22 protein-coding genes are annotated in these 23906 nt (G+C 42.7%); 9 read left to right on the forward strand and 13 right to left on the reverse strand.

Translation table 11 applies throughout. The features are described from left to right. Nucleotides 1-196 precede the first annotated feature (196 nt). From ACTJKG_RS03240 to ACTJKG_RS03265, 6 genes are all read right to left on the reverse strand, one after another. Entirely contained in the window at nt 197-1774 is a 1578-nt protein-coding gene (locus ACTJKG_RS03240) for a M1 family metallopeptidase (RefSeq protein ID WP_440738339.1), read from the reverse strand. Between the two features lie 108 nt (nt 1775-1882). After that, nucleotides 1883-2986 (reverse strand): hypothetical protein, encoded by a 1104-nt coding sequence (locus ACTJKG_RS03245; RefSeq protein ID WP_440738340.1) that lies wholly within the window; start codon nt 2984-2986, stop codon nt 1883-1885. Between the two features lie 121 nt (nt 2987-3107). Continuing rightward, the gene (ffh, locus tag ACTJKG_RS03250; protein ID WP_172334272.1) at nt 3108-4436 is read right to left on the reverse strand and encodes a signal recognition particle protein; all 1329 of its coding nucleotides are present in this window, start codon (nt 4434-4436) and stop codon (nt 3108-3110) included. A 397-nt stretch (nt 4437-4833) separates the two neighbouring features. Beyond that, on the reverse strand, nt 4834-5856 hold the full coding sequence (locus ACTJKG_RS03255; RefSeq protein ID WP_172334267.1) for a DUF3078 domain-containing protein: 1023 nt from the start codon (nt 5854-5856) through the stop codon (nt 4834-4836). A 325-nt stretch (nt 5857-6181) separates the two neighbouring features. Further along, nucleotides 6182-6916: an SDR family NAD(P)-dependent oxidoreductase gene (locus ACTJKG_RS03260; RefSeq protein WP_440738341.1), complete on the reverse strand. Its 735-nt coding sequence runs from the start codon at nt 6914-6916 to the stop codon at nt 6182-6184. A 38-nt stretch (nt 6917-6954) separates the two neighbouring features. Beyond that, nucleotides 6955-7515 (reverse strand): TetR/AcrR family transcriptional regulator, encoded by a 561-nt coding sequence (locus ACTJKG_RS03265; protein WP_440738342.1) that lies wholly within the window; start codon nt 7513-7515, stop codon nt 6955-6957. Nucleotides 7516-7669: 154 nt separating this feature from the next. Between ACTJKG_RS03265 and ACTJKG_RS03270 the strand changes: the two genes are divergently transcribed. Together ACTJKG_RS03270 and ACTJKG_RS03275 are read left to right on the forward strand one after the other, a co-directional pair. Continuing rightward, the gene (locus ACTJKG_RS03270) at nt 7670-8188 is read left to right on the forward strand and encodes a 3'-5' exoribonuclease domain-containing protein (protein ID WP_440738343.1); all 519 of its coding nucleotides are present in this window, start codon (nt 7670-7672) and stop codon (nt 8186-8188) included. A gap of 88 nt (nt 8189-8276) precedes the next feature. Next, on the forward strand, nt 8277-8783 hold the full coding sequence (locus ACTJKG_RS03275; protein ID WP_172334263.1) for a hypothetical protein: 507 nt from the start codon (nt 8277-8279) through the stop codon (nt 8781-8783). 1 nt (nt 8784) lies between these two features. On the opposite strand, the gene ACTJKG_RS03280 is transcribed toward ACTJKG_RS03275, so the two are convergent. After that, nucleotides 8785-9126 carry a hypothetical protein gene (locus ACTJKG_RS03280; RefSeq protein WP_172334262.1) on the reverse strand — a complete coding sequence of 114 codons (342 nt, stop codon included), beginning with the start codon at nt 9124-9126 and terminating at the stop codon, nt 8785-8787. A 172-nt stretch (nt 9127-9298) separates the two neighbouring features. On the opposite strand from ACTJKG_RS03280, the gene ACTJKG_RS03285 reads away from it, so the two are divergent. Both ACTJKG_RS03285 and ACTJKG_RS03290 read left to right on the forward strand, forming a co-directional pair. Beyond that, nucleotides 9299-9880, forward strand: a complete 582-nt coding sequence (locus ACTJKG_RS03285) for a Crp/Fnr family transcriptional regulator (RefSeq protein ID WP_440738344.1) — start codon at nt 9299-9301, stop codon at nt 9878-9880. A 98-nt stretch (nt 9881-9978) separates the two neighbouring features. Further along, nucleotides 9979-10509 (forward strand): YceI family protein, encoded by a 531-nt coding sequence (locus ACTJKG_RS03290; protein ID WP_172334260.1) that lies wholly within the window; start codon nt 9979-9981, stop codon nt 10507-10509. A gap of 108 nt (nt 10510-10617) precedes the next feature. Here ACTJKG_RS03290 and ACTJKG_RS03295 read toward each other — a convergent pair whose 3' ends face one another. After that, entirely contained in the window at nt 10618-11088 is a 471-nt protein-coding gene (locus ACTJKG_RS03295; protein ID WP_172334259.1) for a hypothetical protein, read from the reverse strand. 371 nt (nt 11089-11459) lie between these two features. On the opposite strand from ACTJKG_RS03295, the gene ACTJKG_RS03300 reads away from it, so the two are divergent. The 5 genes from ACTJKG_RS03300 to ACTJKG_RS03320 all read left to right on the forward strand — a co-directional run bounded on the left by ACTJKG_RS03300 (nt 11460) and on the right by ACTJKG_RS03320 (nt 18393). After that, nucleotides 11460-13424, forward strand: a complete 1965-nt coding sequence (locus ACTJKG_RS03300; protein WP_172334258.1) for a sensor histidine kinase — start codon at nt 11460-11462, stop codon at nt 13422-13424. Next, entirely contained in the window at nt 13411-14046 is a 636-nt protein-coding gene (locus ACTJKG_RS03305) for a response regulator transcription factor (RefSeq protein ID WP_172334257.1), read from the forward strand. The genes ACTJKG_RS03300 and ACTJKG_RS03305 overlap by 14 nt, the downstream gene beginning before the upstream one ends. Before the next feature lie 165 nt (nt 14047-14211). Continuing rightward, complete coding sequence (locus ACTJKG_RS03310; protein WP_440738345.1) at nt 14212-16608, forward strand: ABC transporter permease; 2397 nt, start codon at nt 14212-14214, stop codon at nt 16606-16608. A gap of 29 nt (nt 16609-16637) precedes the next feature. After that, entirely contained in the window at nt 16638-16979 is a 342-nt protein-coding gene (locus ACTJKG_RS03315) for a hypothetical protein (RefSeq protein ID WP_172334255.1), read from the forward strand. Between the two features lie 169 nt (nt 16980-17148). Further along, on the forward strand, nt 17149-18393 hold the full coding sequence (locus tag ACTJKG_RS03320) for a CehA/McbA family metallohydrolase (protein WP_440738346.1): 1245 nt from the start codon (nt 17149-17151) through the stop codon (nt 18391-18393). Between the two features lie 88 nt (nt 18394-18481). Here the strand turns inward: ACTJKG_RS03320 and ACTJKG_RS03325 are convergent, their stop codons facing one another. From ACTJKG_RS03325 to ACTJKG_RS03345, 5 genes are all read right to left on the reverse strand, one after another. Next, on the reverse strand, nt 18482-19990 hold the full coding sequence (locus ACTJKG_RS03325) for an MAC/perforin domain-containing protein (protein ID WP_440738347.1): 1509 nt from the start codon (nt 19988-19990) through the stop codon (nt 18482-18484). A gap of 203 nt (nt 19991-20193) precedes the next feature. Beyond that, entirely contained in the window at nt 20194-21114 is a 921-nt protein-coding gene (locus ACTJKG_RS03330) for an NPP1 family protein (protein WP_440738348.1), read from the reverse strand. Between the two features lie 373 nt (nt 21115-21487). After that, on the reverse strand, nt 21488-22285 hold the full coding sequence (locus ACTJKG_RS03335; RefSeq protein ID WP_440738349.1) for a hypothetical protein: 798 nt from the start codon (nt 22283-22285) through the stop codon (nt 21488-21490). A gap of 134 nt (nt 22286-22419) precedes the next feature. Continuing rightward, a complete protein-coding gene (locus ACTJKG_RS03340; RefSeq protein WP_440738350.1) occupies nt 22420-23253 on the reverse strand; it encodes a glucosaminidase domain-containing protein in 834 nt (277 codons plus the stop codon). 104 nt (nt 23254-23357) lie between these two features. Next, nucleotides 23358-23903 (reverse strand): glycoside hydrolase family 73 protein, encoded by a 546-nt coding sequence (locus ACTJKG_RS03345; RefSeq protein ID WP_172334249.1) that lies wholly within the window; start codon nt 23901-23903, stop codon nt 23358-23360. Between the last annotated feature and the right edge of the window lie 3 nt (nt 23904-23906).

Genomic DNA, 23906 nt, shown 5'->3' on the forward strand with positions numbered 1-23906 from the left:
ATATCGAAATAACGCAATTTTTCAGAATTTTATTGTGCCAAATCAAATATTTTTTATCAACCCTCTATTTTTATTAAATAAATACCACATTTTGCCGAAAAATGAAATTGTGGCAAATTATCCTTATGAATACCACAAAAATATTAACATCTATGCAGCGGCGGTCGCTTGCAGCCTTGTGGTGGGTCCTGATTATCTATTGAGCTTCGATACTAAATGAGGCCAATACATTTACATTCGGATCAGGCACAACAGTTTCCGGCTTTACTTTTACCGGGAATTGAGCAATCGTAGTTTTATCTTTTACCTGCATGTGAAACACTTCTCCATTAATAGCTATCTCCAGCGGAAACTCATATAAATTATCCTGCTTTTGGTAAACATTAACGCTAACCGCCCCTTTATCCGCATCGTAATGCCAGCCAATGTTCAAATCCGGGTGCCCAGCCTTACGCAACCATTGGTTAAAGAACAGGGTTAAGTCCAGGCCGCTAACTTGTTCCATTTCCCGGCGCAGATCGTCGGTATTGGCATTGCTGTTCCGGTATTTGGCATAATAGTTTTGTATGCCTTTCCAAAAAAGCCCGTCGGTCAGTTTGCGCCGAAGCATGTGTAATACCCAACTTCCTTTTTGGTAGCTATTGGCATTGAGCAGCTGCATATAGTCGTTTTTCACCGCGCTGTCAACAACCGGAGTAAGACGCTCTTTTTCAAACCCCAACACTTTTTTACGGTCGGCCAGCATCCGTTTTTTTAAAGTATCCGCTCCATATTTATTTTCCAGGTACAGGTTGGTCATGTAGGTAGCAAAACCCTCGCTGAGCCACAGATGCCAGAAACTTTTTTCGCTGGCGCCGTCGCCAAACCACTGATGGGCAATCTCATGCGCCATCAATTCTTCTATATCGGGTGTCGTTACCGACTCTTCAAAGTAAAATATAGCACTGGCGTTTTCCATACCCCCAAATATGGTTTTTGATTGCACATTGGCCAGTTTTTCATAACTGAATGGGCCAACATGTTTGATAAAGAACGGCAGTATATCCTTAGCCACAGCATAACTTTTAAAGCCAGCCTCTTTACTCTCCGGGAAAACATAAGTATATACCGGGATATTGCCAACATCGCCCTGATGATCAATAGCAAATGCTGCAACACCTATCACCATTACTTTGGTGGGTACAACAACGGCTTCATGCCAGTGCGTCAATTTCAAATGATTGGGCAATTGCTGTTCTTTTATTTTCAGGCCGTTGGATACTACCTGGTAATGATCGGGAGCGGTCACCACAAAATCAACCGAGGCTTTATCAGCCGGAACATCTACGCAGGGTAGCCAGTTATGCGCCCGGTTTGGCCAGTTATCACCAAAAAAGGTACGGTGGCCAAAGTGATTGGTCGAGATGATCAACCCATCGGCGGGGATACCGGCATAGCTTATTTTGTAGCTGTGCCGACTATTTGCTTTAGTATTGGTATAAATTTTCACCACACCTGTATCCTGTACAAATTTGAGCCTTTTTCCATTTTCGGTAACTGATGACACGAGCATCCCCTTGCCTTCGCTGTTCTTTTTTACCATGTCGAGGCTAAAGGCCGACGCGTTTTTCAAAAACTTAACATCTACCGTGGCCTGTCCCTTGATGTTATTGTCCACATCGGTCAGTTGCAGCGCGAAGTTGTAATGCTGCACATCAATAACAGCACCCGGGACCTGTGCCTTTACGGTTATACTTAAAATTAAAAGAGCCGAGGATAATATCGTTTTACGCATATATTTAAATGGGATATAGCATGGTGTATTACACAAAACTAAAATAAAAAACCGGCCAAAACAGCTCCTGGTTTATATTTAAAAACGATGTTATCTGCTGTTGATATGTTACTTTAATAATGCTTTAACCTTGCTATCAAAATTCACTTTGTTAATACCAATTAAAGTATCAATTGCCGACAGATAATTCTCATCGCCCTTACCACAATTAATTAGCGTTATGATTCCCGGTAGGCCCTTTTTTTGTTCCACTTCATCCGCTATTAAACCCGCGATCACAGACCGCACCTTTGCCATTGAATTAAAGACCACCGGGTTGATACTAAACAGATCATATAAATTTACCTGCGGGTGCTGTCGTACATATTGCTTCAATTGTTTAACCAGTTGTTTTTGTAATATCATTTCGCCGTTTTCATCGGTGTAATATGCGTTGCCCCAGCTGTAAGCAATGCCTTCTTCGGCGGCCGAGTTACGGGAGCCGATCCGAACCTTCGCTGCGTAGTAATGAAACGCGTCATGCGAAAAATCTTCATTATTCATGATCGAAAAAATACAGTTCCCGTCAACACCATAACCATCTTTGGTTTTACCGATTGACGCCCGGTCATATTCGTATCCCAGCAGCTGCAATACTTCCTGATAATTAGCACACATGTAAAAATCCATTACTTCTGGCGACAAACCCAGCCTTTGGGCAATGAGCGTATTGTTTTGGTCAAACTTTTGAGCCCGTGCAACATTAAGTTTATCCGGATAATGATAAATAATACGACCAACGGTTTTGGTCTTCCATGTACGTGTGAGGTAATTTACCGGCAGCGCAAAAGTGATCTGCTTTTCCTCAACGAGGACTATCAAATTAAAAATAGTTTTTAACTGATTATCTCTGCTTGTAATGGCTGTGGTTACAAAATACTGTTTGCCGGAAACCGGGTATAAATTGATTAGCTCCTGATGATCCGGACCGGCATTCGATTCTGTCTTTAACGATTTCAGGATGGAAATACTGAGCGTTGCCTTATCTTTTGAAACCTCGTTCCCGCTTAGTTTATTGGTTTCTATTTTGGCAAAAAGGCTGTCCAGTGAAGTTATGATCCGGGATCTGAGTGTTTCTGTTACCTCACTATGCCGGTTTTGGGCTACCGAAATAGTTTGCCCAAATACTTGGCTGGTAAAAACCAAAAGTAAAATGATGGATAGCTTTTTCATTGCTCATATTTTACTAAAAATACACATTTAGGTATATGGCTATGATATAACCCGAAAAAAGCTGCGACAGGGGAGTTTTTTTGTCTTGGGAAACCCCGCCAAGCCAGCGGGGTTAATCAATTTACATCTTAGGCATACGGCGCATCATGCTGGCCATGGCTGCCGGGTTGCTCATTTGTTTCATCACCTTTTTCATGTCGTCAAACTGCTTCATGAGGCGGTTTACCTCGGCCAGGTCGGTACCGGAGCCTTTGGCTATGCGGGTACGGCGGCTTTGGTTGATGGTTTCGGGGTTTGATTTTTCAAATGGGGTCATCGACTGGATGATGGCCTCGATAGCTTTGAAGGCATTATCGTCAACCTCTACATCTTTCATCATTTTGCCCACACCTGGTATCATGCCCATCAGATCTTTCATATTACCCATTTTTTTGATCTGCTGTATCTGGCTGTAAAAATCGTTAAAATCAAACTTGTTCTTGCGGATCTTCTTTTGCAGCTCGGCAGCTTCTTTCTCGTCAAACTGCTGTTGGGCACGTTCTACCAGGGAAACCACGTCGCCCATGCCCAGAATACGGGAGGCCATACGATCCGGGTGGAAAACATCCAGCGCTTCCATTTTTTCGCCGGTACCGATAAATTTGATCGGCTTGCTTACTACCGATTTGATTGACAGGGCGGCACCACCACGGGTATCACCATCAAGCTTGGTTAAAACCACACCGGTAAAATCCAACCGGTCATTGAACACTTTGGCGGTATTTACAGCATCCTGGCCTGTCATGGAATCAACCACAAACAGGATCTCATGCGGGTTAACCGCTGCTTTTACCTGTTCAATCTCCACCATCATGGCTTCATCAATAGCCAAACGACCGGCGGTATCGATGATCACCACATTATGGCCGTTTTGTTTAGCCAGGGCAATACCCTCACGGGCGATAGCTACCGGATCTTTTGAATCGCGGTTGGCATATACAGGGATACCTATCTGCTGTCCCAATACCTCGAGCTGGTCAATAGCCGCAGGGCGGTAAATATCATCAGCAACCAGTAAGGGCTTTTTATTTTTTTGCGTTTTTAAGTAGTTGGCCAGTTTACCAGTAAACGTGGTTTTACCCGCACCGTTCAAACCCGCTATAAGGATAACGGTTGGCGTAGCCGGAAAATTAAGCTCGGCAGTGGTGCCGCCCATCAGCTCGGCCAGCTCATCGTTCATGAGCTTGGTAAGCAACTGGCCCGGCGAAACAGCCGTTAATACATTCTGCCCCAGTGCCTTTTGCCTTACCTCATCGGTAAAGGCTTTGGCTGTTTTATAGTTAACGTCGGCATCCAGAAGGGCTTTGCGTATCTCCTTCATGGTTTCGGCCACGTTTATCTCAGTAATAGTTCCCTGACCCTTCAGGACCTTGAACGCCCTGTCGAGTTTATCCGAAAGATTTTCAAACATTATTATAAAGTACTTTAATCTTTAAAGGTTACAAAGGTATGATTTTGAAATATATCCGTTGAATTATTTTGACCCCGATGCCGCTTTTTGAAAAGAGCTTTTACATCGGGCTAACAAAAACTTTTTAAACCCCGGATTTTAACACTTTTTTGGCCAAAAACAGGGTAAAAACGAATCAAAATATTTGAAAAAATCCTGTTTTAACACTTTTTAACAAATTATGGCCCTGTTTTGAGCCGTTTTTAAAACTTTAAAAAGTATTAATTTTTTGATTATCAAATAACTATTTACCAAACCTCGCGATTTTTGATCTGTCTTTTCTTTAACAAAACAGCCCGGTTTCCATGATCGGGAACCGGGCTGTTGATGTGTATCAAATATACGGAATTTATTTTATTTACGGGAATTTATACAACATCCCCAGGGCCAGGCCCTCCGTAGCCTGGGCGTCTTTCGAGGTATGTTTATCATAAAGCAGCGTACCATTAAGACTAACATTGATTAACCGGTTAACCCGGGCCGATAAAACCATATCCACACGATGGGTAATGAATTTAAGGTCCTGCCCGTAGGGTATAAATAAGGCATAGCGGGTATTTAGGTGTACGTTTTTCATGATATCCTTATCAAACAGGGCAACCATCTGGAAGGCCAGGTCGTTTTTTACCGTTTTCAAAGTATCAACACCATAATTATCCTGTTGCTCTTTGTGAATTGCATGGTCGAGCACAAAAGTTTGCCTGGCAGTACCCGTGCCCAAACGCAGATCGAAATAGCCGGTAGGTTTATACTCAAAACCCAGCGCCTCGGTTAAATAACCCGGCGACATAAAATTGGAGATATACTGCGAGGTAAAAGTGCCGTTGCCATTATCAATATAATTGTAGCCCTTATCAAACTGCGACTCAAACGTTAACGACCCAAATATGTACCAGTGTTTGGATAATTGCGAGGCTATCTTGTTATCGAAATAAATACGGTCGTTGGTTTTACGTTTGCCCTGGCCTTTGTTTTTGGATATACCATATTGCAGGTTCAGCTCAGATACATAGCTAAATGGAGCCTTGTTATATTCGGTGTGGTAAATAAAGTTTGATCCTAATGCTACCGCGTTTACACCGCCCGCCGCGTAATTACTGGTAAATGACGATTGATTAAAATTTAACCCAAAGGTGATGGACTTTTTCCAGTAGTTCACCTTATAATCCAGCATGGTCATCGGTATCTGTGATCTTTGCAGTTGTACGGGCCGCACACGTGTGGGGATGGCATTTTTGCGCGAATCTATCCGGAGTTTATTGATTTTCGCGGTGTCAATTTTAACAGTATCGCGCTTCAGGGAGTCGGTTTGTTGTGCTTTGGCGTTGATGCCCAGGGCTATTAATGCCAGAAATGGCAGTACAAGTCGGGTTTTAAACATAGTGAACAAATTAAAGCAAAAATCTCCTTTTATAACAGATTAATAAAAATTTGGAAAGATGGTTTTAAAAAATTGAGATTAGGGAGGAGGGGAGAGAGATTATTGTGAGCGTCATTGCGAGCGATAGCGTGGCAATCCCAAACTATACAGAGCGGCTCTACAAATCGGGGATTGCCACGTCGTTCCTCCTCGCAATGACGCGTGAACAGGAAGAGGCGAAGAGAGGGTAGTCGAATGAAGGGTAGAGCGCAGAGGCCTGCCCACCATGCTTCGACAGTGCTCAGCATGACACCCATACAGGCTACAAAATAGTCCCCTTCTGCTATTACCAGCTTATGATTTCTCCATCCTTGAAAAATTGACCTGTTGGGCCTCCTTTGGGTAGCGTTGCGGCAAATACGATACTTTTAGCTCCGTCGCTTACCGATCTTCCGCCAAAGCCGGCTAAAATATCGTGGGTAGCGGTGAGGCCGGGGGTGGCGGCATTCACCAAAATGCTATCTTTTTTCAGATCTGCTGCCGCTTTAAGCGTAAAGGCATTCAGTGTGGCCTTGGAGATGCTGTAGGCAGATATGACATCTCTCCAGGGATTAACAAGACTGTAGCCTTCCCCGCCAAATGACCCCGAGCCCGAAGATACGTTCACGATTCTCGCATGTTCGCTTTTTTTGAGTAAGGGGATAAAATACTTAACCGTGCCCCATACGCCAATAAAATTACTTTCGAATACTTTTCTTATATCATCTAAATCTATCGTTTCCGTATCATACTGATCGGGGAACAAGGTGGCATTGTTGATCAGGACATCAAGCTTCCCAAACTGGTTGTTCACCTCTGCCGCGACGGCCTGTATCATCACTTCATCCGTAACATCCAATGCCATCGGCACAATATCCAGCTGTTCTTTAATTAACAGGTTGGCAAGCCCATCGGCAGTTTCCTGTTTCCGGGCGGTTATAATTACCTGATAGCCCTGGTTGGCGAGCTGCCTGGCCACTTCAAAGCCAATCCCTGTTTGTTTACCCACACCGGTGATGAGCGCTAATTGTTTATTTTTCATGAGTGTTTAATTCGTTGTGTGGTTCTCCGATCCGCAGGTTATATGATCATCTTGATAGTTGCTATCGCGCTTTCCATATCGGCTATTTGTTTGCTGATCGACGCGCTTGCCCTGGAGCCTTCCAGCATAAAATAAAGCATATCGGCCAGTGCCTTATCAGAAAAGCCTTTTTTATCCTCCAGCTCGGTTACTAATTGAAAAAACAGGTGGCGGAAGCGGCTTTTCACCGCCTGTACACGCTCCAAAACTATTTTTTCTGAAGGCGCTATCTCCGCGTTGATCTTTAAAAACGGGCAGCCACCAAAGTTGGTAGCATGGTTGCGCGTTATCGAATATTCAAAAATTCCTATGATTTTATTACGAGCACCCTGTATTTCACGCAGATGGTCTTCCAGGGCATCAAATAAGGCTGATGCCTGTCTGTCCAGGTAAGCCAGTAACACATCGGTTTTTGACCGGTAGTTGTTATATAAAGATGGCTTGGCAATGCCGGCTTCGTCTATGAGCTGGTTAATGCCGGTGAGGTTATAACCCTGGGTATAAAACAAGCGGGTAGCGGTTTGCATGATCCGCTCGTCGACACTTTCTTTTTTCATCATAGAACAAAGGTAGATCTGGAAAAATGAACATACAAGTCTGTTCATTTATATTGCTGAATTGTTACATCCGGATGATATGAAGACTCGTGGAAACTAGAATGAGCTTTATTTGTAGATTAGCAATAATAAACATTTAAAATAAAACAATAATTCGATGGCATATATAATGGTTGATATTGAAAGCGATGGACCAATACCGGGCGATTATTCTATGATCTCATTTGGAGCTGTTCTGGTAAGTAACGATTTAAATGAAACGTTTTACGGAAAACTAAAACCAATTTCAGAAAAATTTATCCCGGAGGCATTAGCCGTTTCCGGGCATACAAGGGAAGATGTTTTATCTTTTGATGATCCTAAAAAAGTGATGCTTGAGTTTGCCGAATGGATAAAAAAAGTTTGCAAAGACAGGCCAATATTTATTAGCGACAATAATGGATTTGATTGGATGTTCATTTGCTGGTATTTTCATCATTTTACAGGCGAAAATCCTTTTGGGTTTAGTTCACAAAATTTAGGTAGTTTATATAAAGGGATAGAAAAAGACACTTTTAAAACATTTAAACATTTGCGAAAAACAACGCATACACATCACCCGGTAGATGATGCAAAAGGAAATGCAGAAGCCCTATTAACGATGAAGTACGAATATGGATTAAAAATTAAGTTTTAACCAAGTCACGACAGCGGTGCATCATATATTCACATATCTTATTGTTACTTTAAGTATTCAGTTTAGCTACATTGGCATATTGTTTTTTTTGTTTACTAAAATAGTTAAACGGGAGATAGAAGAAGTAGAGATCGGCATTGACAATATTTTTTGTATTTATATAAAAAAGGTAAAAGTAAAAATAGGCTTAACCTTTTTCTTTATAGTGGGATTAAAACCTAAAGAAAATCAGGATGCTGCAATTCGGGATAAAGAATTTAAATTATTCGGCATTTTAAATATTGCTGCTAAGTTGGTTTTATTAGTTGCTGTATTTATCATCGCCGGATTACATATATCCGCCATACTTTATTACCTGTTTTACTTTTGTTGTATTATGAGTTTACAACAGCTAAAAATAGGGTTTCAGCATTTCAATGGTTTTGACCTTGCTGTTGGGATACTTGAACTTTCTATAATATTTGATATCCTAGGTCAGTTAATCATAAATTTTCTTTCTGAAAGCAAAACAAAGCGGAGCATCTTTTTGATAAACAGCGGTTTGGCGGTATTACTTTATCTCCGTTTGGTATGCAGTTATCTATTTATAAATTAACTCAATCCATAATATTAATGCTGGCAAAAATGCCAACTCCACGCAGTATGAGTGTTTTATTTTTATCCGTATCTACATAGCGGTTTCGCCGTTTATCGTCTACCACCATAAAAATATTGGTTACCTCCGGGATCACATGCCAGCCTGCCGGCGCCTTGATCCTGATCTCCCCGCAAAACTGAGTGCAATCTAATACTACCGCTCCGTTGAGATCGGCATTACTAAAGTCAACCGTTGTTCGGCCAAATAAATTGGTGAGCTGGCCATATTTGAATTCTTTTGACAGGATCTGCTTTTTTACCTCGCCAAATATGGCAGTGGTGTTGATATAATCATCATTCATGACACAATTTTTTATTCAGCCAAATTAGGGTAGCTGGTTACTTATATGAAGGCAAAATTGGCGGCATGATTAAAGATGTCGGTGAATACCTGTTTTTTTGTGGTAAAGAGCGGCCTGTCTTAGCAGCAACAAACCCATAAATTTTGGTTACTTTGCTTTTTTACCCGAGCAAATGAATAGCGCAATCATCCTTTCTAATATTAATGAACACGTTCAGCTAAACGCGGATGAACGGACATACCTGGAATCTGTTTTAATTTCAAGGCCATTCAGGCATGATGAACTGATTGTACAAAACGGGGATGTTGCCCGCTATATCATGTTTGTGAATTCCGGGTATATCATGAGCTATTATACCGATCAGGCTGGTGATGACCATGTGGTTCAGTTTGCAGCGCAAGGCTGGTGGAGCGGCGATCTGTTTAGCTTAAGCGCCGACCCCAGAACCATCTATTCAACTAAAGGCCTGAGCAATGGCGAACTGCTGCTGTTACCCCGGTCGGCCCAGGATCAATTATTTGAAAAATATCCCAAGTTTGAACGCTATTTCCGCATCACGTTTCAAACCTCACTCATCAGGCAGCAATTGCGCTTTATTGAAAGTTATTCATTAACCGCCGAGGAGCGCTATGTAAGGTTTCAATCGAGATTCCCCAATATCGATCAGTACATCGCTCAAAAATACATTGCATCCTACCTGGGTATAACCCCCGAGTTTTTGAGCAAGATCCGTAAGCGGTTGTTATTAAAGTAAGCTTAACCCGGTTCAAGATTTCGCCCCGCATTTCATAACCTGGTTCATCTTGTGCCGGCTGACTGCGTTTTAATTTTGTGTTCAAATAAATAAGGATAATGGAACACATAAAATCAACATGGTCAATTGACCCCGATCACTCCGAGATACAATTCAAAGTAAAGCACCTGGCCATATCAAATATTGCCGGTACTTTTAAAACATTTAAGGGTGATGTAATTAGCCCCAAAGAAGATTTCGACAACGCAGCAATTAATTTGGCGATAGACGCAAACAGTATTAACACCCAGCACGAGATAAGGGATGGACACCTTAAGGGGGAGGAGTTTTTTGATACCAATCAATTTCCCCAGATCTCTTTTAACGGATTATTACAAAAGCAAGCCGGCAAGTATGAACTCACAGGCAATTTAACCATACGCCAAAACACCCAGCCTATTGTACTGGATGTAGAATTTACCGGCATCGGTAAAGGACGCAATGGCGATGTGCGGGCCGGATTTGAGGCAAGCGGAAAAATTAACCGTAAAGATTATGGCCTTACCTGGAGCATGCTTACCGACACTGGTGCTTTAATTATAGGCGAAGAAATCAAGCTGCATTTTGATATTCAGTTGATCAAACAGTAATTTAATACCCCTTGCCTTCATCTAAATAAAAAACCCCGGGCCTCGCGTCCGGGGTTTTTAAGATAAAGATGTTGTTATTTAATATTGATAAGGATAGGAGTGTCGTTATTAATTTGCCTTATATTCAAAATCGCCAGAATAAGGCGTTGTAGTAATGGTTTTGGTGATGACGGGCTGCGCGGCTCCGTCAATTACAGGTTCCAATTTAAAAGTAAAGCTATGTCCTGCAGTAGCGCTAAACCCACCCGTAGAAATAGCAGCAAGATATATTGGTGTGGTTGTTTCTATAACCACCTGCCCGGCCCTGAACTGGGCATTTGTTATGGTAAGCGATGTTTGATTGGGTTGTACAACACCATTTAATTTAAAAATAGTTGTGGTATTGGCTGTTGCTGTGGTACCTACAATAGCCAGGTCAAAATCATCAGATGCCAGCAAACCGGTGGTTGACATGGTGAACTTCATGTTCTTTTGAGTGATGCCTGGGGTTGGGTCCGGATCGTTTTTCTTGCTGGAACATCCGCTAAAGGTTAATAAACCCAAAACGACAAGGTTTATCCATAAAATTGCTTTTTTCATAAGAGTTGTTTTAAATTGTTTGTGATTGATTAATTATAAAATTTCCATATCCGCGATCGGCGGATAAGGGCAAGCTTGTTGTTCTTAATTGTTGTTTTTATCCTTTCTTCCTCAATACGTTTTCAATCTATTTGTCGGCGGGTGCCATGTTAGGGAGTAGGCGTTTCAAAAGTAGGGTGGGTAATCACACCAAACAATCAGGTATATCTGGTATTTTTTTATACCTATAGTTAGGTATTTTTAATGCTTTTTAAATAATTCAACTTTGCATAAAAGGAATTTCAGGGCTGGTATTTGGATAAAAGAAAACTTTACCATTAAATTTAGGCCCCTGATTATCCTGCATCTACCAAAGTCTTCAGCTTAAACCAATGAAAAAATATTACAATCTGATAGTTTTTATGGCGATAGCCTTGAGCAGTCGCGCGCAGCTGCCTCTTAACGGAAAGCATTATGCCGACAGCATACGCTTAGCCCTAAACACCCCTGTACCCGATAGCGCCAAGGCCCGCAGCTGTTTCCGGCTAACAGATTATTTTATCCTGTCGGAAGATACCTTAAAGGCCCGCCAATACTTACAGCAGGGGCGTAAATACAGCGGCGACAATAAATACCTGCGATCTGTTTTTTTGGTTTTCCAGGCGGGTACATTACCTGGTTCGCGCCCCGACTCGGCTATAAAAACGTATTTACAAGCCGATAAAGAACTACAAAAGTATCATACCGCCGATGCTTATTTGATACGAGCCAAAGGCCTGCATGACTATGCCCGCTTGCTGCAATATAAAAATGACAACCCCGAAGCTTACGTAAACATCCTCCTGAACCAGGCCCTTCCATTGGCCCAACAGGCCGGCGACCGCGGTTATACTGGTAAAATTTACCTGGATATAGCTTTCGCGTTTAAAAATTTAAACAATTTTAAAAAAGCCGAGATTTATCTTTTTAAAGCCATTGCCACACTTAAAAATGCGCCGAAAGATGCGCAATACCTGGCATCGGCCTATCATACACTGTCTGAAAACTATTCACTATCGGGCAAGGCAACACAAGCCGCCGCCATGTTGGATAGCATGCGCGTTTTACTAACACCTTACCCCGATGCCGATATCTGGCTTGATTATTATGCCGGCGAGGGCATGCGCCTTACTATAGCCGGGCAGTTTGATCAATCGCTCAGCGTTATTGATAAGGGTATTGCGCTGGCGCAAAAATTACAGCAGGAGTATCCGGAACAGCGGCTGCTGATGCAAAAATTTTATGCCCTGTATAATAAAAAATCCTTTCAGCAGGCCAAGAGTGTTGCGCTTGATCTTAGCCACCGTAAGCCATTCATGAACATCGCCTCAAACCGGTCGCAGTTATTTTATTGTCTGGCGCTAACTGATGAAGAACTCAAGGATAAGGCCGGAGCCTATGATTGGATGAAACGGTACAGTGCCCTGAGCGATAGCATAGCCCACAGTACCCTGGAAACCAAAATAAACTCGCTGGAAATAAAGTACCAGACTGCCGAAAAACAGAAAAAAATTACGGAGCTGGAAGCTGGCAGGCAAAAAGCTAAACTGACCAATTGGTTACTGGGTATTGCCAGCATCACTTTACTCATCATTACGGTATTTTTGATCTACTATTATCGCAACAGCAAAAAACTGGCGCAACAAAAGGAACTGAACCATCAGCAACAGTTAAAAGAGATAGAACAGCAGCAGCAGCTCAAATTTACCCAGGCCATGCTTACCGGCGAAGAGCAGGAACGGCAACGTGTGGCCCGCGATCTGCATGATGGCCTGGGCGGCATGCTTTCGGGTATCAAAATAAAACTTTCGGGACAGGCTAAGGCGGCAGGGCATCAGGAGCTTGACGGTGTGATATTGCAGCTGGACCATTCGGTGGCAGAGTTGCGGCGCATAGCCCGCAACATGATGCCCGAAAGCCTGCTGCGGCTGGGCTTGGAAACAGCCCTGCGCGATCTGTGCGAATCATTGATGAGCACACAAACCAGGATCAAATTCCAGGCTTATGATATCCGGAAAGATATGCCCGCGGTTATACAGGCTAACATTTATCGTATTGTACAGGAGCTTTTATCAAATGCGGTAAGGCACGCGCAAGCCAGCAATATCATATTACAATGCAGCCAAAACGACGAGATCTTTTTAATAACTATTGAAGATAACGGCATTGGGTTTGATACCCAGGCGGCCTTAGATGCCGAAGGGATAGGCTTTAGTAATATTAAAAACCGGGTAGACTATATGAAGGGGAAAATGGATATAGAATCGGTGATCAATGAAGGGACCACCATTAACATCGAATTAAATGCGGCAGGATAAGATCATAATAGCCATTATTGACGATCACCCCATGGTGATAGAGGGACTGAAATCATTGTTAAAACCCGAAGCTGCTGTTTATGCTACGGTAAGCTTTACAAGGGGCATGGAGTTTATTTCTTTTTTAAGGCAGAACGACGTAAACCTGGTATTGTTAGATATTAGTTTGCCCGATGTGAGCGGTATTGAGTTATGTAAGGAGATCAAGAAGATCTCGCCCGAAACCATTGTGTTGGGGCTGAGCAATCAAACCGAACGCAGTATGATGCTGCAAATGCTGCAGAGCGGCGCCAGCGGCTATTTGCTCAAAAATGTATCGCCCGATGAATTGCTCACCTGTATACAGGAAGCCCTGCACGGGCTGATCTCCTTTAGTCGCGAGGCCAAAGAGATCATGGGGCGTCCCTCAAAAGCCGGACTAAATGAGGTGGCTTCCATCACCAAAAGAGAAAAACAGATCCTGGAGTTGCTAGCCCAGGGCAAAACCACAGCGGCCATTGCCACAGAACTTTTCCTGAGCCCCCTTACCGTTGATACACACCGAAAAAACCTGCTGCAAAAGTTTGAAGTGAAAAACACCGCAGAGCTATTAATGGCAGCAGTACAGCAGAAATTATTGTAATCCAACAGTCCTTGCTAAGCTATTTCATACACCTGTATCATTAGCAAACGCGCCTGTTCGGTACCGAACAATCACATTAGCATAAACGGCCATTAATCATCTGACTGATAGCATTTTATATTTTTGGTATTAAATATGCTGCTGGTTTTTAATAATTAGTATAATATGATCCGTAGTTACTTAAAAATAGCCTGGCGAAATTTTTACAAGCGTCCGTTTTATTCACTCATCAATATATTTGGCCTGGCCCTGGGAATAAGCTGTACTATTGTGCTGTTTTTATTTATCTCATATCATTTAAGTTTTGATACCTACCACGCCAATGCCAAACGCGTATACCGTGCAGTGACCGAGCTGCATTTACCCGATGGCAGCATTGAATATGACCAGGGCACGCCTTACGTTTTAGGACAAATACTAAAACAGGGGATACCAGCGGTTGAAAATCAAACGGTATTGCTTGAAAAACGCACTTTTACCGTGGCTGCAACTCAATCCGGCACAACCAAACAAAATCTTTTTAACGAAACAGAAACCGTAGCCTTTACTGATAATAACTGGTTCAAACTATTTAGCTATAACTGGATATCGGGCAACCAAAATACCCCCTTAACAGAGCCTTATACCGCTGTTATTACTGCCGACCTGGCTAAAAAATACTTTAATACCACAGATGCTACCGGCAAAACCATCAGGCTGGATAATAAATATAACGTAACGATCACTGGTGTTTTGGAGGATAATCCCAAAAACACCGATGTACAATCAAAAATGTTCCTGTCGCTTGCATCGGTTAAACCGATGTATCCGGATATGAAAGACTTTTGGACCGATATTGGCTTTATTTCTTCTAAAAACCATGTATACGTATTATTACATGATGATCAATCATTAAAAGCGGTTGATCAGCGCATACCAGAGATCACTAAAAAACCGCTGGAGGCATACGGCGGCGTTTATCATTTTCATTTACAACCCCTGGTCGATATTCACTTTGACAACCGCTACAGCGGAACCATTGCCAAACCACTGCTATTGATACTGGCCACTATCGGGCTTGCATTGATCTTGATAGCCTGTGTTAATTTTATCAATATGGCTACTGCCCAAAGCCTTACCCGGGCCAAAGAAATTGGTACCCGCAAGGTTTTAGGAAGCACCCAGAAAGGTATTTTCTGGCAATTTATAACCGAAACAGCTTATGTAACGCTGGCTGCCGCAGCTATAGCCGTTTTAATGACCGCTTTGTTTTTACCTCAGCTCAATAGCTGGCTTCAACTGCCTTTGGCTATCAACAAAAACCTTATCTTATTTTTGGGTGTATTGATCGTTTTGGTAGTATTTATAGCCGGTTTTTATCCGGCCGTCATACTCAGCCGGTTTAAACCGGTAAACGCTCTAAAAAACATCATCAGTAACATTAACCCTACGTCAAAATTATCGCGCGGGGTGTTAATTGTTGCTCAAAATGTAGTAGCCCAGGTGCTTATTGTTTGTACTTTAATTATAACCCTGCAGGTAAAATTTCTTAAAAACGCCAATCTCGGGTTTAACAAAGATGCTGTTATTATGCTCCCGGTTCCAAATAACGACGCTGCAAAGCTATCGTTTCTGCACAACGAGCTTAGCGCCAATCCCGATGTTAAAAACGTGAGCTTTTGCTACCGTCCACCTTCTTCAACATCGGATAAAGGAGGCACCATCCGTTTTGATAATAAACCATGGGAGAAATTCGCTGTTAGAAGTGTAATTGGTGATGAAAACTATACCAAAACCTTTGGCTTACAGCTGTTGGCTGGCCGCAATATAACCGCTACAGACACCAATGCTACCGCATATCTGGTTAATGAGCAGCTATTGCTAAAATTAGGGATCAAAAACCCCGAACAGATTATTGGGCGCCAATTAATAGACGGTGATTTCAGCGACAAAAACGGGATCATTGTAGGCGTTGTTAAAGACTTTCATATCCATTCTTTACATGACAAAATTGATCCTGCCGTAATTGCATCCAAATCGGCTTTGTATGAGTATGCCGCGGTAAAAATTTCAGGACAGCATCAAAGCCAAACCATTAACGCCATTCAACAAAAGTGGCAGGTAGCATTTCCACAAAACGTATTTGAATATCATTTTCTGGATGAGCAACTCGCCGATTTTTATCGTAAAGATGAAATGATCAACAAACTCATCAAAACCAGCTCTATCATAGCTATTGTTATCAGCTGTTTAGGCATGCTGGGCTTAATATCATTAATTACTGTGCAGCGCACCAAAGAGATAGGCATACGCAAGGTATTGGGTGCTTCTGTTAGTAATATCGTTGGCCTGTTAACCGGCAGCTTTTTAAAGCTCATCATGATAGCCATTATTATAGGCACCCCCATTGCCTGGTGGGCCATGCATAACTGGCTGCAAAATTTTGCGTATCGTATTGAAATTACGTGGTGGGTATTTGGCCTGGCGGCTGTGGTTGCGCTGGGTATTGCCTTCTTAACAGTAAGCATTCAGGCCATCAGGGCGGCTATATCAAATCCTGTGAAAAGTATAAGGAATAACTAAAACGGATTTTCCTCAATGATAATTTGAGTATGGATAACAATGAAATTACATACTTATTAGTGAGGTATATTACCCATGCCGTCAACGCCGCGGAGATTACGCAAATTAAGGAATGGATAAATGCCCATCCCGAGAATGAGCAGTATTTTGCCCAGCTATATGAAACCTGGCATGATATGCTTTACCTGCAACCGGCAGATGTAACCTTTAAAAAAGCACCTGTTAAACACTTATCCATCTCCAGGCAGCCGCAGCCGCCATATTCAAAAAGGTTCCAATTGTCCGATCTGCTGGTGTATTGCAGTACGGTTATTCTGTTTACAGGATTTATTTATATTGTATTAAACATTTACAATTTAGGTGTATTTTGATACTCCGTTTCTATGTAAACGATCATTCAGTATTTCCTTAAAAATCCTTGCTACAGAGATTTTCTGCTTTGTCACATTTATACTACATTTTCCGGCCTTTAACAATTTGCTAATATCCATAGAGTAGTTTGGCTGCCAGATACCCCGTACATGGTTATATATAAAGCAAATGAACTCCTTTTTACAAAAATCTCTTCCCGGCAACCCGTTATTCAAGGGTATTGCCGGTACTGCATTGGCCATCTTCCTGGCCTACTCCGGTAGCTATGCGCAAAGTCAGTCGCCATCGGCTCATAGCAATCCCTGGGCACCCGTTACACCAGAGGTACTGCCTCCCATTGCCAGCCTGAGTAAAGGCGTATGGCTCAAAGGCGAACTGCATGTACACTCCCGCCACAGCAAGGAGTCATCCAACAATTCCATCGCCAAGATCCTCTCTTTTTCAAAAGCGGTTGGTATCGATTATATCTGTATCACCGATCATGACAACCATGTGAACGGCGATGTAGCACACAATACCTGGGCCGATCCGGAATTTAAGTCGGACTCGATACTACTGTTGTATGGCGCCGAGTGGACCACCGTTCGCGGGCATGGCAACGCGTTTTCGGCCAAACCCTATGATCATCAACGGCTGTATGACGTACGCGATCAGCGTGATGTTGTAGTTGGCGCCGTAAAAAAAGAGCTGGGCATCCATTTGTCGGCCAATCATCCAAGCGGGAAGGATCATTTCGGATATTCCTATGATATGGTGAACTCCATTGAGGTTTGGAACTCGGCTATCTGGTCAAAAAACGCCAATGCCATCATGATCTGGGACGATATGCTTTCCTCCGGCCGTAAACTAACCGGCAGGGGAGGCAGCGACGCTCACCACGGCACACCAGAAGGAACCGAGCAACCATCCAAAAACACCTATCAGGCCAAAGCCAATTATGTAGGCACACCCACCACCTGGGTATTTGCTACGGCGCGAACCTCGCAGGCTGTGATAGACGCGCTTACCAATGGCCGGGTATGTATAAGCTCAAACCCATACGCCCCGCGTGTTGAATTTTATGCGGATATTGATCAGGACGGTAAAATGGATATGATGATGGGCGATAACACCAAAGCCACGGGCAAACCCGCAAAGTTCCAGGTTAAGTTAACCGGCAAAACCGTATCCGACTCCACCTATACCGTAAACGTGATAAAAAATGGCGATAAGTTTGGCACATACCTGGTAAGCGGGAAGATAGCCTCTGTGGAGTTTACAGATACCCCGCAAGCGCAGGGCCGCAGCTACTATCGTATAGAAGTACAAGGTCCGTCAACCCCATATCCTCAGGTTCCGGGCTCCATCGCCCTGAGCGGTAACATGGTGGGCTTATCAAACCCCATCTATTTTAACTTTGATCCTAATTTTTGATCACACACAACACGATATAAAAATCTATTGTTAAAAAAGAAAAGGCCCTGATCAAAACCAGGGCCTTTTTTCTTTTCTTATTTTCTGATTAGTACAGATCTGGTTTTATTACAAATTTTTCCCAAGGCCCAGGTGTTGGCTTCTGGCAGTTTACACGACCGCCACCATTACCATTAAAAGAGTTAAGGCCGCTACCATCTATCCGCAGGTAAGTATTTGCAAAAGCGGCTGATTGTATGGTATAAGTGCCATCGCTTTGTTTGGTAATATTAAACCTTTCCCAAGGACCAACCGGGTTATTCAGGTTTACAATACCGGCGCCGTTAGCTGGATTATTGGGAACACTGCTGCCGTCCATTCTTAAAAACAACCCGGGGAAGTAATTCGATTCGATGACGTAAGTACCGTCTGGCTGTTTGGTAAATAACATTTTTTCATACGGGCCCGCACTATATTGCGCATTTACAACGCCGCTGCCTGCCGAATTTGAAACAAATTTTGAGCCATCCATTCTCAGAAAAACATTATAAAACTGTTTCGATCCAATGGTTGCCAATACATCCGCTAAAGTTATTTGCTTGCCTGTTATATACTGGGCTATATAATCTGCTACCGCTTGTTTTTTTGCCGGATCATCAATCAGGTCTTGTAGTGGAATAGCGGCTCCAGCCACGTTGCTTATTTGTATAAAAGCTGCATTATCACGTGTACAGCTGCTTTGCCATGCGGTGATATCTACTTTTGGTGCGGTATTATCAAGGCTAAGCTGGCCAAATACACCTTTTGTTCCGTCGCCACCCACTGTGCTGTAGTACATGGTTTGATCATAGTTTGAATTTACAGATGAATCGGCATAAGTTACATCTGATTTTATGCCAAACGTATGAAAAAGGCCATGAACATCTAAACCAGCTTTTACCGAAAGGCCCCTGTTTGAGCTTGAGCTTTGTGAGCGATAAAAAACATTCAGCTTGGCTCCTAAAACAATATCGGTTAAAACATGGGTACCATACTTGGTCACCAATTGCTGAGCCGACATGGCGCTCACGTCTGATTTGAATATAGAGGTTAAATACGTGCTTTTGATCAGATCAATCGGCGCGTTAAATTTTAATCTTTTTTGTTTGATGATCACCGATGCGCTGGCATACGAGTATTTTGATGAGATCTTACTTGTTTCATGAAAGTTTACGGTAAGTGTTGCGCCCCAAAAGCTGCTCAACCCCAACGGCGACAATGTAGCAGTTGTGTTTGATGTTAAGCTATGCAAATAATCCGAAGCATTTCCACCTGCCGCATATTCTGCATATTGTGTAACATTTACATCGGGCACATAACGTCCGGGCTCATTCTGCACCAGCTTATCAATATCGATCACCTGGTAAGTTGCAGAATTTGAACTGGCATATTCGCCGGTTGCATCGTAGCCAAAACCCAGCAGATCATACTTATTATCGCCGGCAGATTGGGTTTTTAATTTCGGGTTACCGGTGTCTGTTCCCGGAGTTTTGACCATGTCCTTTTTACAACCGGCAACAAGTAATACCGATCCGAGAAAACCCGTTAGTAAAGAATTCAAGAGTAGTGTTTTTTTCATATTTTTTTTATTTATACACAATATTAGCACATTAAAATGTATTTTTTTATTAATAATTCATTATCATATTGCATATAATGCATTATTAATTAAATCGCGTGTTTATTAAAATATATTAACCTATAGATAATTTTAACAGTAAAGAGGCCGTTGTTATATAGCAGCCTCTTTACTGTTTATTTTTTTCTTATTTTAATTCAGGCTTAATTAATGCTACCTATCAGTGTACCATCAGCAAAACTGCTTTGGCTGCAGCCATCGGTACCGGTAATACCATCGTGCCCGGCACACGTTGAGAACGACCAGTAAGCGCGGCCGCGATACAACGGACCTTTACCCACGGTTGTGCCCCAGTTGCCATTAAAGCTCAATGCCGTAATATTACAGCTGATCTCTACCAGGTTGTTACCGGTAAGCACCTGGTCATTAGCACTCGCAGGGTTCCGGTAATCGCCATAATAAGAGCAGGCATAACCCGGAAAAGAGATGGAGTTGCCAAAGTGGTAGCTACCGTGGGCGGTTTTGCCCACCCATACCTGCACACGGGTTCCGGCGGCAACAGTGCGCCAATCGCGGGTATACCAGCCGGCATGCTGAAAGTAAGTAACGGTAAGTATCTTGTTGGTTTGGGTGTTTACCTGTACCACAACATGCTCCCAGTCGTAATCATGGCCGCCCAGGTTCTGGAAGCAGGTTGATTGTGTTTTGTAAGTCCACCAGTAATCAATAAATACGCGGCTGCTATTATTGGGGTTTTGTTGAACTTCGTAGTAAGTTGGAAAATCCTTGCTGCGGGGTGCATCACGGTTAACCAGCGAAAGTGTACCGCCGCAAACAATGCTGGCAGGATCGGTATTGGCAAAAACATTTTCAACAGAGGTAGGATAATCTGGCGTAGCCTGATCAAAGTTAAGCTGTGGGGCATAGGTGGAGGCCAGTGTTTGGGCCTGCGAGCCGGTGATCTTGGTTGTACTCTCGGCACAATCCTGGCACATTACAGAACTAACTTTTTGTTTGGCTTCGCTTTCGTTGGTACCGCCGATAACGTCTTCCTGTTTTTTACATTGAGTAAACAGCACAGCGATCAGGGCCAGCAATACCGGCAATAGTGATTTTGATTTCATGGTTAGTGGTTTTTATTTATTAGTTTTTGATTAGTTGAACTTTTTTACAAAAAACTAACCGGCATGGAACCGAAATAAAAACAAAGCGTAAATACCTGGTGATAAGGTTACTCATTGGGTTAGGCTTATTGATTTCGTTTATTATTGGTTAAATATTACTCCATTATAAATAAATATATTTAACTCAAAAATGGATTATCCTTGTTAATTAATGGATAATATTATGTTATTATTTAACATTAAAAAGAAAAAAATATCGCACAAGGCGCTATTCGGCAAGTGCAATTATCTTATTTTTTTCTTAATAGGATAGACTTTTTCGAAATAACTATTTTAATATGTAACGATATTGGCGGGGCGGGAATAGCAAACATCAATTTGCCAGATCCCCCGGCTTAGGTGCAACCAGTTGAGGTAAAGCAAACACCCGGGGCGAGCGCAAAAAGCGCCTGAGGTTTGATTTGATAGAGGCAATGAATTCATAGTCGCTGGCGGTGGTCACCAGGTAGTAGCCAGGGCGGTAACGTTGCATAAAATCGGTCAGTTGCTGATCTTTCAAATGGGTAATGTTGCCAACGTAGGTACGGTTAAACCTAAAGTCGATCACGTTTTGTTTGTAATCGCGCTCAATAATGCCACGCAGCTTTTCGGCATTGCGGCCGCTGCGGCTTAGTGCATTCCATAAAGCATCTATACCCAGGCCCGCACCCAGGCCTGGCGCGACAGAAAGCAGGTCATGATTATCCAGCGATCCATAAATTTTGGTATAGTCCCTTTTTGTCGATTCCAGCAGTTTCTGCGGATTGAGCATCGTATCACGCACAAAAACCTCTTTAAGTTGTATGGCCGACCGTTTCATATAAACAGCCAGCGACGCATTGTTTTGCAATTGAAGGGTATCGGCATAATGATCGGGCTTGGTGAAAATAAGCACATCGCCGGGTTTAGCCTCTATATTAAACTCCCCCTTAAAGGTATTATAAACTGATTTGCCGGTTGTAGCGTTGAGCACATTTACTTTGGCAATACGGCCTTTGCTGTCTTTATCAAATACAATACCATCAACTGTTTTTTGCTGAGCAAAAACCGTTGCAGGTAGGGTACATAAAATCAATAGCAACCATATTTTCATGGTGACGCCAAAAATAAACGTTTGGCAATGCCTGTTCATATTATTTAACAACAATTAACAGCTTTTTGATGGTATCAAGTAGTTAGTATCAAGTATCACGACTTTTGAAAGCGATATCTGTATACTGCAGGAAGGAATCATGATACTTGATACTAACTACTTGATACTCGCAGCTACTTCACCACTACCAATTTTTGGCCAATGGATATGCGGTCATCAGCAATACTGTTCAGCGCCTTTAACTCATCAACTGTTATTCCAAAACGTTTGGATATGTTGTATAGTGTATCGCCTTGCTTAACGGTATATATTTTATCGTCGGGTTTGGTTTTAGCAATGGTGTCGGTATCGGCTTTACCTATATTATTATTGATTTGCGTAAGCACACGGTCTTCGCGTTTGATTTTGGCAATTTCTCCTTCAGGGCGATCATACTGGTCAAGATGATAACGCACAATAATATTAATGAGCAGCTCGGGGTATTTGGGGTTGGTGGCATAGCCGCACTGTTTTAGTCCGCGGGCCCAGCCTTCGTAATCATTTTTGTCCAGTTCAAACAGTCGGGCATAGTTTTTACGTTTCAGAAAAGCAGAGTGGTCGCGATAAGAGTCATCGGGGTTATCATATACCCTAAAACATTCATTGTGGCTATCATCGTCTTTATAATAACTTTTCCCTCTCCATTCGCTGGTGCATTTAATACCAAAATGGTTGTTGGCAATTTTGGCCAGGTCGCTATTGCCGCTGCCCGATTCAAATAAACCTTGCGCCAGTGTAATACTTGCCGGTATACCATACTGGTTCATTTCCTGTATGGCTATGCCTTTAAACCGTTCGATATAGGAAAGCGAGGTGTACGACTGATAACTGGCAATAGCGTCCTGGTTTTGCTTTTTGATGGTACTGTTGTTCTGCCGAACCTGCCTGTTAGAGATGGTTTTCTTTTTGGATGAACAGGAAGCAAGGCAAACAGCCGCGACGAGTAGGAGATAGATTTGTTTTTGCATACTATTAAAAAGAGACAAGAATCGAGAGAGTCAGGAATCAAGACGAAGGACCTTTCTTCCATCTTGATTCCTGACTCTCTTAACTCCTGACTCGCAATTCTTTATTAGTTTGTTTCTGCTAATTGAGGCCTTACCTGCTTTACGGAATCCTGTGGTTTTTCGTCAAGATCATGCAGGTCATACTTGCGGATAATGCCCAACACTTGCGAGGCCCATTTGCGGCTGCCGGCATAGCCACTGCGTTGTATGCCTTTGGCCCATCCCAGGTAATCATAATGTGTGAGCGCATCTGCCAGGTGACTGAACTGTTTGCGCTCGGTCATGATACGGGCAAAATCCTGGAAAGAATCCATCACCGAATCATATTTTTTATATGCCGTACGTACTTTTTTATGGCCTTTGTAAAAAACAGCGCCGCCGCCGCCTTTTACGCCAAACTGGTTGTTTAAATGCTGAGCCAGAGTGCTGTTACCGCTGGCCGACTCATGCATGGCCACGCCTAAAACGATACTTGCCGGGATCCCGGTTTCGTGCATAATGCGGATGGCGTCGTCTTTGAATTTTTCTATGTAAGAAGTTGGGGTATTTTTCTGTGCTGAAGCAGCTAATGTTGAGATCAACAATGATGTAATCAGTAAGATTTTTTTCATAAT

This window comes from Mucilaginibacter sp. 22184 (assembly GCF_052045695.1).
Classification (GTDB): domain Bacteria; phylum Bacteroidota; class Bacteroidia; order Sphingobacteriales; family Sphingobacteriaceae; genus Mucilaginibacter.

Coding starts and splice junctions, on each gene's coding strand:
- ffh (WP_172334272.1), bottom strand. CDS start 4,436: ATGTTTGAAAATCTTTCGGATAAACTCGACAGGGCGTTCAAGGTCCTG.
- ACTJKG_RS03345 (WP_172334249.1), bottom strand. CDS start 23,903: ATGAAAAAAATCTTACTGATTACATCATTGTTGATCTCAACATTAGCT.
- ACTJKG_RS03305 (WP_172334257.1), top strand. CDS start 13,411: ATGCGGCAGGATAAGATCATAATAGCCATTATTGACGATCACCCCATG.
- ACTJKG_RS03320 (WP_440738346.1), top strand. CDS start 17,149: ATGAACTCCTTTTTACAAAAATCTCTTCCCGGCAACCCGTTATTCAAG.
- ACTJKG_RS03315 (WP_172334255.1), top strand. CDS start 16,638: ATGGATAACAATGAAATTACATACTTATTAGTGAGGTATATTACCCAT.
- ACTJKG_RS03255 (WP_172334267.1), bottom strand. CDS start 5,856: ATGTTTAAAACCCGACTTGTACTGCCATTTCTGGCATTAATAGCCCTG.
- ACTJKG_RS03295 (WP_172334259.1), bottom strand. CDS start 11,088: ATGAAAAAAGCAATTTTATGGATAAACCTTGTCGTTTTGGGTTTATTA.
- ACTJKG_RS03265 (WP_440738342.1), bottom strand. CDS start 7,515: ATGATGAAAAAAGAAAGTGTCGACGAGCGGATCATGCAAACCGCTACC.
- ACTJKG_RS03285 (WP_440738344.1), top strand. CDS start 9,299: ATGAATAGCGCAATCATCCTTTCTAATATTAATGAACACGTTCAGCTA.
- ACTJKG_RS03270 (WP_440738343.1), top strand. CDS start 7,670: ATGGCATATATAATGGTTGATATTGAAAGCGATGGACCAATACCGGGC.
- ACTJKG_RS03245 (WP_440738340.1), bottom strand. CDS start 2,986: ATGAAAAAGCTATCCATCATTTTACTTTTGGTTTTTACCAGCCAAGTA.
- ACTJKG_RS03240 (WP_440738339.1), bottom strand. CDS start 1,774: ATGCGTAAAACGATATTATCCTCGGCTCTTTTAATTTTAAGTATAACC.
- ACTJKG_RS03280 (WP_172334262.1), bottom strand. CDS start 9,126: ATGAATGATGATTATATCAACACCACTGCCATATTTGGCGAGGTAAAA.
- ACTJKG_RS03310 (WP_440738345.1), top strand. CDS start 14,212: ATGATCCGTAGTTACTTAAAAATAGCCTGGCGAAATTTTTACAAGCGT.
- ACTJKG_RS03330 (WP_440738348.1), bottom strand. CDS start 21,114: ATGAAATCAAAATCACTATTGCCGGTATTGCTGGCCCTGATCGCTGTG.
- ACTJKG_RS03290 (WP_172334260.1), top strand. CDS start 9,979: ATGGAACACATAAAATCAACATGGTCAATTGACCCCGATCACTCCGAG.
- ACTJKG_RS03335 (WP_440738349.1), bottom strand. CDS start 22,285: ATGAACAGGCATTGCCAAACGTTTATTTTTGGCGTCACCATGAAAATA.
- ACTJKG_RS03260 (WP_440738341.1), bottom strand. CDS start 6,916: ATGAAAAATAAACAATTAGCGCTCATCACCGGTGTGGGTAAACAAACA.
- ACTJKG_RS03325 (WP_440738347.1), bottom strand. CDS start 19,990: ATGAAAAAAACACTACTCTTGAATTCTTTACTAACGGGTTTTCTCGGA.
- ACTJKG_RS03300 (WP_172334258.1), top strand. CDS start 11,460: ATGAAAAAATATTACAATCTGATAGTTTTTATGGCGATAGCCTTGAGC.
- ACTJKG_RS03340 (WP_440738350.1), bottom strand. CDS start 23,253: ATGCAAAAACAAATCTATCTCCTACTCGTCGCGGCTGTTTGCCTTGCT.